Here is a 9,240-nt window from a genome sequence, read left to right as displayed (position 1 = left end):
GCGGCCCGCGGCCGCCTCCCCTCGAGGGGCGCCACCCGCGGCCCGGACAAGCCGGTTCCGCGGAGGCCGCTGGAAGGCTCCGGGGAGGATTCCGTCCAATGGCGATTTCGACAACTGAAGCACGAAAGGTGAGACGCAAATGAAACTGGTCCGTTACGGCAACCCTGGCAAGGAAAAGCCCGGCCTCGTCGACGCCGAGGGCAAGCTGCGCGACCTGAGCGCGCTGGTGCCCGACATCGGCCCGGCGCAGCTCGCGCCCGCGGCGCTGGCCCGCATCGCCCGGGCCAACCCGGCCAAGCTGCCCTTGGTGCGCGGCAAGCCGCGCATGGGCTGCCCGGTGGCCGGCGTCGGCAAGTTCGTCGCCATCGGCCTGAACTACACCGACCATGCGGCCGAAGCCGGCATGCCGATCCCCAAGGAGCCGATCGTCTTCATGAAGGCGACCTCGTGCATCCAGGGGCCCGACGACGCCGTGATGCTGCCCAAGGGCTCGGTCAAGACCGACTGGGAGGTGGAGCTGGGCATCGTGATCGGCAGCACGGCGCGCTACGTGTCCAAGAAGGACGCGCTGTCGCACGTCGCCGGCTACTGCGTGGTCAACGACGTGAGCGAGCGCGAGTACCAGCTCGAGCGCGGCCCGCAATGGGACAAGGGCAAGGGCTGCGACACCTTCGGCCCGATCGGCCCCTGGCTGGTCACCACCGACGAGATCCCGAACGTGCAGCGCCTGGGCATGTGGCTGGACGTGAACGGCCAGCGCATGCAGACCGGCAACACCAGGACCATGATCTTCGGCGCCGCGCACCTGGTCAGCTACGTCAGCCAGTTCATGACGCTGCAGCCCGGCGACGTCATCACCACCGGCACGCCGCCCGGCGTGGGCATGGGCATGAAGCCGCCGCGCTTCCTGAAGAAGGGCGACGTGGTCACCCTTGGCATCGAGGGCCTGGGCGAGCAGCGCCAGGAAGTCGTCGCCTTCAAGGCGCGCTGAAAGCGCGTGCGGCCGCGGCGCGCCCGCGGTCGCCGATGTCACCGTCCAGCTTCCCGCCCGGCTCGTCCGCAGTCCGCATGGGGGCGGGGTGGCGAGCGCGGCCTTGCCGTCGGGTTTAGGTCCGCCGCTCTAAATCCTTGCGGTCACGCAGTTGGGGCCCGACTTCCTGCAAAATAGAACGACCGTTCGTTTTGTGGGGTGCCGTCTCATGGCCGTGACCGACTTTCCGCTGAAGTCCGCGCGCGCATTGCGCGAGGGCCGCGCCATGCAGAAGGGCCAGCAGACCAAGGCGGCCATCGTCGACGCGGCGCTCGGCCTGGCCACGCAGATCGGCCTGGAGGGCCTGTCGATCGGGGCGCTGGCCGAAGTCACCCGGATGAGCAAGTCGGGCGTGTTCGCCCACTTCGGCTCGCGCGAGGAACTGCAGATCTCGGTCATCCGCGAATACCACATGCGGTTCGAGGACGAGGTCTTCTACCCCGCCATGGCCGCCGCCCGCGGCCTGCCGCGCCTGCGCGCGCTGTTCGCCAACTGGATGAAGCGCACCTCGGTCGAGATCGACTCGGGCTGCATCTACATCAGCGGCGCGGTCGAATTCGACGACCGGCCCGGCCCCGTGCGCGACGCGCTCGCCAGCTCCGTGGCCACCTGGCATGCCGCGATGAAGCGCGCCATCGCCGTGGCCAAGGAAGAAGGCCACCTGCGCGCCGACGTGGACGAGGAGCAGATGCTGTTCGAGATTCACGGCCTGATCCTCGCCCTGCACTACGAAGCCCGTTTCCTGAAGAACCCCGGCGCCATCGCGCGCGCCAACACGGGGTTCGAGAACATCCTGCGCCGCTACGGCGCCGCGGACGCCGCGGCCCGGCCGGTGCGGCAACCGCGCCACAAATCCACCTAGGAGTCCTTCCGCATGCCCACCTACACCCCGCCCCTGCGCGACATTCAGTTCGTCATGCACGAGCTGCTCAAGATCGCGGACGAGTACAAGGCCATGCCGCGCCACGCCGAAACGGACGTGGACACCATCAACGCCATCCTGGAGGAGGGCGGCAAGTTCGCCAGCGAGGTGACGTTCCCGCTGAACATGGCCGGCGACGAGCAGGGCTGCAAGCTGGATCCGGCCACGCACGAGGTCACCACGCCCACCGGCTTCAAGGACGCATACGCCAGGTACGTCGAGGGCGGCTGGCCCGCGCTGTCGTGCGACCCGGCGTACGGCGGCCAGGGGCTGCCGATCGTGGTCAACCAGGCCCTCTACGAGATGCTGAACTCGGCCAACCAGGCCTGGACCATGTATCCGGGCCTGTCGCACGGCGCCTACGAGGCGCTGCACGCGCACGGCACCGACGACCAGAAGAAGCTGTACCTGCCCAAGCTGGTGAGCGGCGAGTGGACCGGCACCATGTGCCTGACCGAGCCGCACTGCGGGACCGACCTGGGCCTGCTGCGCACCAAGGCGGAACCGCAGGCCGACGGCACCTACCGGATCACCGGCAACAAGATCTTCATCTCCGCCGGCGAGCACGACCTGGCGCAGAACATCGTGCACCTGGTGCTGGCCCGCCTGCCCGACGCGCCCAAGGGCAGCAAGGGCATCAGCCTGTTCGTCGTGCCCAAGTACAACGTGAAGCCGGACGGCTCGCTGGGCGAGCGCAACGGCATCTACTGCGGGGGCCTGGAGCACAAGATGGGCATCCACGGCAACGCCACCGCGCAGCTCGTGCTGGACGGCGCCGTCGGCACGCTGGTGGGCGAGCCCAACAAGGGCCTGCAGGCCATGTTCGTGATGATGAACGCCGCGCGCATCGGCGTGGGCATGCAGTCGCTGGGCCTGACCGAAGTGGCGTACCAGAACGCGCTGGCCTACGCCAAGGACCGCCTGCAGATGCGCAGCCTATCGGGCCCCAAGGCCAAGGACAAGCCGGCCGACCCGATCATCGTGCACCCCGACGTGCGCAAGATGCTGCTGACCGCCAAGGCCTATGCCGAGGGCGGCCGCGCGCTCACGATGTTCTGCTCGCTGCTGATCGACCGCGAGCTGCACCACCCGGACGCCAAGGTGCGCAAGGAGGCCGAGGAACTGGTGGCGCTGCTCACCCCCATCGTCAAGGCCTTCATCACCGACAACGGCCACATCGCCACCAACGCCTGCATGCAGGTGTTCGGCGGCCACGGCTTCATCAAGGAATGGGGGATGGAGCAGTTCGTGCGGGACAACCGCATCAACATGATCTACGAGGGCACCAACACCATCCAGTCGCTGGACCTGCTGGGCCGCAAGGTGCTGGGCAACCAGGGCGCCACGCTCAAGAAGTTCGGCAAGCTGGTCGCCCAGCTGGTCGAGGAAGAGGGCGTCAACGAGAAGATGGCCGAGTTCATCAACCCGGTGGCCATGCTCGGCGACCAGATGACCAAGTTCACCACCGAGATCGGCTTCAAGGCGTTCCAGAACCCCGACGAGGTGGGCGCCGCAGCGGTCGACTACCTGCGCGTGGCCGGCCACCTGGTGTTCGGCTACTTCTGGGCCCGGATGGCGCAGGTCGCCCTGCGCGAGATCGAGGCCGGCAACCCCGACCCGTTCTACAAGGCCAAGCTGCAGACGGCGCGCTTCTACTTTGCCAAGCTGTTCCCCGAGACCGCGACCCTGATGCGCACGGCCCGCGCCGGCGCCCGGGTGCTGCTGGACACGGACGAGGCGCTGGCGTGACCAGCTCTTGTCCTCCCGGGCTGCACCCGGGATCCAGCAGCGGTCGCTGCACCACGCGCGGGACTGGATTGCGGATCAAGCCCGCAATGGCAGCGCTGGTCGGCTTGCTGCTGGCGGGCCAGGCGGTCGCCCAGATGTCGCCCCTCGGCCTCTGGCGCACGCTGGACGACAAGACCGGCGAGGCGCGCGCCGAGGTGCGCATCACCGAGACGGCCAATGGCCTGTCGGGGCGCATCGAGCGCGCACTCAAGCCGTCGCCCGAGCCGCTGTGCGGCCAGTGCAAGGACGACCGCAAGGACCAGCCCAAGCTGGGCATGGAGATCATCCGCGGCGGCCGCAAGGACGCCGACGAGAACGCGTGGACGGGCGGGAAGATCCTCGACCCCGACAACGGCCGCGACTACACGCTGCGCCTGGTGCCACTCGAGGGCGGCAGCAAGCTGCAGGTTCGTGGCTACTTCGGCCCGTTCTACCGGACGCAGGTCTGGGTGCGGGCGCAGTGACGCCCAAGGACTGAAATGAATAACGACCAGAGTGAACGTGCCGCCGTGGCGGCCAGCAGCGAGAAGGGACCGCGCATGAGCCGTTTCCAGGTGAAGAAGGTGGCCGTGCTCGGCGCCGGCGTGATGGGCGCGCAGATCGCCGCCCACCTCGTGAACGTGAAGGTGCCCGTCGTGCTGTTCGACCTTCCCGCGAAGGAAGGTCCCAAGAACGGCGTCGTGACCAAGGCCGTCGAGGGCCTGAAGAAGCTGAAGCCCTCGCCGCTGGGCGTGGCCGAGGACGCCGCGCTCATCCAGCAGGCCAACTACGAGGAGCACCTGGATCAGCTGCGCGAGTGCGACCTGGTGATCGAGGCCATCGCCGAGCGCATGGACTGGAAGCTCGACCTGTACAGGAAGATCGCGCCGTTCGTGGCGCCGCACGCGATCGTGGCGTCCAACACCTCCGGCCTGTCGATCACGAAGCTGAGCGAGGCGCTGCCCGAGGCGATCCGGCCGCGCTTTTGCGGCATCCACTTCTTCAACCCGCCGCGGTACATGTCCCTCGTGGAGCTGATCGCCACGCCGGCGACGCAGCCGCAGGTCCTGGACGACCTGGAGACCTTCGTCGTCACCGGACTGGGCAAGGGCGTGGTGCGGGCCAGGGACACGCCCAACTTCATCGCCAACCGCGTGGGCATCGCCGGCATGCTGGCGACGATGCGCGAGGTGGAGAAGTTCGGCCTCACCTACGACGTGGTGGACGACCTCACCGGCAAGAAGCTGGGCCGCGCCTCCAGCGGCACCTTCCGCACCGCCGACGTGGTGGGCCTGGACACCATGGCCCACGTCATCAAGACGCTGCAGGACACGCTGAGCGCCGACACCGATCCGTTCTACGCCAGCTTCGGCACGCCGGCGGTGCTGTCCAAGCTGCTGGAGCTGGGCAACCTGGGCCAGAAGACCAAGGCCGGCTTCTACAAGAAGGCCGGCCGCGACATCCTGCGCTTCGAGCTGGAGAGCGAGTCGTACGTGCCCGCCGGCCAGAAGGCCGACGAGGTCTACGGCCGCATGCTCAAGAAGCCGGCCGCCGAGCGCCTGAAGCTGCTGCGCAACAGCACCGGCCCACAGGGCCAGTTCCTGTGGGCGATCCTGCGCAACAGCTTCCACTACGCCGCGGTGCACCTGGCGTCCATCGCGGAGACCGCGCGCGACGTCGACTTCGCGATGCGCTGGGGCTTCGGCATGAAGCAGGGCCCGTTCGAGTTGTGGCAGGAAGCCGGCTGGCTGCAGGTGGCGCAGTGGATCCAGGAGGACATCGACGCCGGCAAGGCGCTGTCCACGGCGCCGCTGCCCGAGTGGGTGTTCCAGGGCCCGGTGGCCGAGGCCGGCGGCGTGCACACGCCCGAGGGCTCGTGGAACCCCACCAGCGGCCGCTTCGAGCCGCGCCGGCTGCTGCCGGTGCACCAGCGCCAGCACTTCCCCGAGAACGTGCTGGGCAGCAACGCGCCGGACTGGCGCACGGCCGGGCGCACGCTGCACGAGGACGCCAACATCCGACTGTGGACGCTGGACGCGGACCACGAGGGGTCCTCCGGTGGCCCCGTGCTGATCGCCAGCATCAAGACCAAGATGCACGCCATCAGCCCCGAGCTGTGCGAGGGCCTGCAGCTGGCGGTGGAGACCGCGGAGAAGGACTTCGCCGGACTGGTGATCTGGTCGGGCGACGAGATGTTCTCCGTCGGCGCCGACCTGCAGGTGATGCTGCCGGCCTTCATGGCCGTGGGCGTCAGCGCCATCGAGGACGCCGAAGGCTTCATGCAGCAGACGATGCTGCGGCTGCGCTACGCCGCCGTGCCGGTGGTGTCCGCCATCCGCGGCATGGCGCTGGGCGGCGGCTGCGAACTGGCCGTGTACTCGCAACGGCGCGTGGCGGCGATGGAAAGCTACATCGGCCTGGTCGAAGTGGGCGTGGGCCTGGTGCCCGGCGCCGGCGGCCTGACCTACATCGCCCGCCGCGCCGCGGAGGCCCAGGCCCAGAGCACGCACAAGGACCTGCTGCCGTTCCTCACCGAGGGCTTCACCGCCGCGGCGATGGCCAAGGTGGGCACCAGCGCGCTCGAGTCGCGCAAGCTGGGCTACCTGCTGGACAGCGACGTGATCGTGCCCAACAAGGACGAGCTGCTGCACGTGGCCATCGCCGAAGCCAGGGCCATAGCCGGCTGGCGCGCGCCGATGAGGCGGCTCTTCCCGGTCGCCGGCCGCAGCGGCAAGGCGACCATCATGGGCCAGCTGGTGAACATGCGCGACGGCGGCTTCATCAGCCGGCACGACTTCCGCATCGCCACGCTGATCGCCAACGTGGTGACCGGCGGCGACGTCGACGCGGGCACCCTCGTCAGCGAGGAGTACCTGATGACCCTGGAACGCCAGGCGTTCTGCGAGCTGGTGCAGCATCCCAAGACGCAGGAGCGCATCCTGGGCATGCTGTCGACGGGGAAGCCGGTGAGGAACTGACCTTCCCCTCTCCCTCCCCCTTCGGGGGAGGGCGGGGTGGGGGCGCTCCCATGCGAAACCAGGCCGATTCCACGACCCACGCCAATGCCCGCGCGTTGCGCGCGGGCATGACCGATTCCGAACGGAAGCTGTGGTCTCGATTGCGCCTGGAGCAACTTGGCGTGAAGTTCCGAAGGCAGCACCCGCTGGGACGCTACATCGCCGACTTCGCCTGCCTGTCCCCCAAGCTGATCGTCGAACTCGACGGATCCCAGCACGCGCAGCGGGCTGCCTACGACGATCGACGCGATGCTTTCTTTGCTGCGCAGGGCTTCAAGGTGCTGCGTTTCTGGACCGATGAACCGTTGAAGAACATGGAAGGTGTTCTGGCGGCCATCCTTGAACAACTCGGGGCAGCCGGCGAGCGCCCCCACCCCACCCCTCCCCCGGAGGGGGAGGGAGCGAAAGACAGGAGCCACGGATGAAACAAGTGCAAGACGCCTACATCGTTGCCGCGACCCGCACGCCCATCGGGCGCTCGCACCGCGGCTACTTCCGCAACATGCGCCCCGACGACCTGCTGGCGACGGCGCTGCGCGCCGCGCTGGCCCAGGTGCCGGGGCTGGACCCGAAGGCGATCGAGGACGTGGTCTGCGGTTGCGCCATCCCCGAGGCGCAGCAGGGCCTGAACGTGGCGCGCATCGGCGCGGTGCTGGCCGGCCTGCCCAAGAGCGTGGGCGGCATCACCGTCAACCGCTTCTGCGCCTCGGGCCTGTCGGCGGTGCAGATGGCGGCCGACCGCATCCGCGTCGGCGAGGCCGACGTGATGATCGCCGCCGGCACCGAGAGCATGAGCATGGTGCCGATGATGGGCAACTCGCCCTCGCTGTCGCCCACCATCTTTGCCAACCCCGACGACATCGAGAGCTACGGCATCGCCTACGGCATGGGCCTGACGGCCGAGAAGGTGGCGCAGCAGTGGAAGGTCGGCCGCGAGGCGCAGGACGAGTTCGCCTACCAGTCGCACAGGAAGGCGCTGGCCGCCATGCAGGCCGGCGAGTTCGCCGACGAGATCACCCCGGTGGACGTCGCCGAGCGCTCGCTCGACCTGGATTCGGCCGAGGTCGAGGTCAAGACGCGCACGGTGAGCCTGGACGAGGGCGCGCGGCCCGACACCACCATCGAGGGCCTGGCCAAGCTCAGGACCGTGTTCGCCGCCCGCGGCAGCGTGACGGCCGGCAACAGCTCGCAGACCTCCGACGGCGCCGGCGCGCTCATCCTGGTGAGCGAGGCCGCGCTCAAGCGCTACAACCTGCAGCCGCTGGCGCGCTTCGTCAGCTACGCCAGCCGTGGCGTGCCGCCGCACATCATGGGCATCGGCCCGGTGGAGGCGATCCCGGCCGCGCTGAAGGCCGCCGGCCTGAAGCAGGACGACCTCGACTGGATCGAGCTCAACGAGGCGTTCGCGGCCCAATCGCTGGCGGTGATCAACACCCTGGGCCTGGACGCCGCCAAGGTCAACCCGATGGGCGGCGCCATCGCGCTGGGCCACCCGCTGGGCGCCACCGGCGCGATCCGGTCGGCGACAGTCGTGCACGCGCTGCGCCGCAAGAATCTGAAGTACGGCATGGTGACCATGTGCGTCGGGATGGGCCAGGGGGCCGCCGGCATCTTCGAGCGCGTCTGACGCGCCGCACGGGCCACCGCAAGCGATGGCCTTTTTTTCTGGGGCGACAGGAGGATCAGCAGGGATGACGCAGGCACACCCCTTCGACGTGGCGACGGCCCTGGAGCCGGCCGGCGACGACCTCTGGCGCGGCCACACCAGCCCGGCCTACGCGAACATGGTCGGCCCGTTCGGCGGGATCATGGCCGCGCAGGTGCTGTCGGCGGTGCTGCGCCACCCGCGCCTGCTCGGCGAACCGGTGGCGCTCACCGTGAACTTCGCCGCCGCGCTGGCCGACGGGCCGTTCGAGATCCTGGCCCGGCCCGCGCGCACCAACCGGTCGACCCAGCACTGGACCATCGAGGCCCGGCAGCAGGGCCAGACGGCGCTGACCGCCACCGCGTTCACCGCCCTGCGCCGGGACACCTGGGGCGCGGTGGAACACACGATGCCGGCGGTGCCCGCGCCGGCCGACGTTCCTCTGCCGCAGGGCGGCAAGCGGGTGGAATGGACCAACCGCTACGAGATGCGGTTCATCGAGGGCGGCTATCCCGCCGGATGGGACGGCCGGGACCACGGCGTCAGCCGCACGCGGCTGTGGCTGCGCGACGCGCCGCCGCGGCCGCTGGACCATGCGTCGCTCGCCGCGCTGGCCGATGTGTTCTACCCGCGCATCTGGCGTCGCCGCGCCGTCCTCGTGCCGATCGGCACCGTGTCGATGACCGTGTACTTCCATGCCCGCGCCGCGCAGCTGCACCGGGCGGGCACGGGCTACCTGCTCGGGCAGGCGCAGGCCCAGGCCTTCCAGGGCGGCTACTTCGACCAGACCGCCCAGCTGTGGGGCGAGACGGGCGACCTGCTCGCCACCACGCACCAGGTCGTCTACTACAAGGAGTGA

Annotated in this window: 8 protein-coding genes; all 8 read left to right on the top strand. The window is 69.4% G+C overall.

The window, feature by feature from the left end; translation table 11 throughout:
• Window positions 1–139: 139 nt before the first annotated feature.
• The 8 genes from AC3ANR_RS17270 (at window position 140) to AC3ANR_RS17235 (ending at window position 9,240) form a co-directional block, all read left to right on the top strand.
• Entirely contained in the window at window positions 140–991 is an 852-nt protein-coding gene (locus AC3ANR_RS17270) for a fumarylacetoacetate hydrolase family protein (RefSeq protein ID WP_488289340.1), read from the top strand.
• Window positions 992–1,199: 208 nt separating this feature from the next.
• Window positions 1,200–1,892 (top strand): TetR/AcrR family transcriptional regulator, encoded by a 693-nt coding sequence (locus tag AC3ANR_RS17265; protein WP_488289339.1) that lies wholly within the window; start codon window positions 1,200–1,202, stop codon window positions 1,890–1,892.
• Window positions 1,893–1,904: 12 nt separating this feature from the next.
• Complete coding sequence (locus AC3ANR_RS17260) at window positions 1,905–3,701, top strand: acyl-CoA dehydrogenase C-terminal domain-containing protein (protein ID WP_488289338.1); 1,797 nt, start codon at window positions 1,905–1,907, stop codon at window positions 3,699–3,701.
• A gap of 86 nt (window positions 3,702–3,787) precedes the next feature.
• A complete protein-coding gene (locus AC3ANR_RS17255; RefSeq protein WP_488289337.1) occupies window positions 3,788–4,204 on the top strand; it encodes a DUF2147 domain-containing protein in 417 nt (138 codons plus the stop codon).
• A gap of 75 nt (window positions 4,205–4,279) precedes the next feature.
• Window positions 4,280–6,697: a 3-hydroxyacyl-CoA dehydrogenase/enoyl-CoA hydratase family protein gene (locus AC3ANR_RS17250; protein WP_488289336.1), complete on the top strand. Its 2,418-nt coding sequence runs from the start codon at window positions 4,280–4,282 to the stop codon at window positions 6,695–6,697.
• 50 nt (window positions 6,698–6,747) lie between these two features.
• Complete coding sequence (locus AC3ANR_RS17245; RefSeq protein WP_488289335.1) at window positions 6,748–7,161, top strand: endonuclease domain-containing protein; 414 nt, start codon at window positions 6,748–6,750, stop codon at window positions 7,159–7,161.
• Window positions 7,158–8,363, top strand: coding sequence for an acetyl-CoA C-acyltransferase (locus tag AC3ANR_RS17240; RefSeq protein WP_488289334.1), 1,206 nt, complete (start codon window positions 7,158–7,160; stop codon window positions 8,361–8,363). The genes AC3ANR_RS17245 and AC3ANR_RS17240 overlap by 4 nt, the downstream gene beginning before the upstream one ends.
• 64 nt (window positions 8,364–8,427) lie before the next feature.
• Entirely contained in the window at window positions 8,428–9,240 is an 813-nt protein-coding gene (locus AC3ANR_RS17235; protein WP_488289333.1) for an acyl-CoA thioesterase, read from the top strand.

The organism is Ramlibacter sp. JJN2-2R, assembly GCF_057747835.1.
The sequence above is the reverse complement of the archived record's forward strand: the minus strand, read 5'-3'. Positions and strand labels throughout refer to the sequence as shown.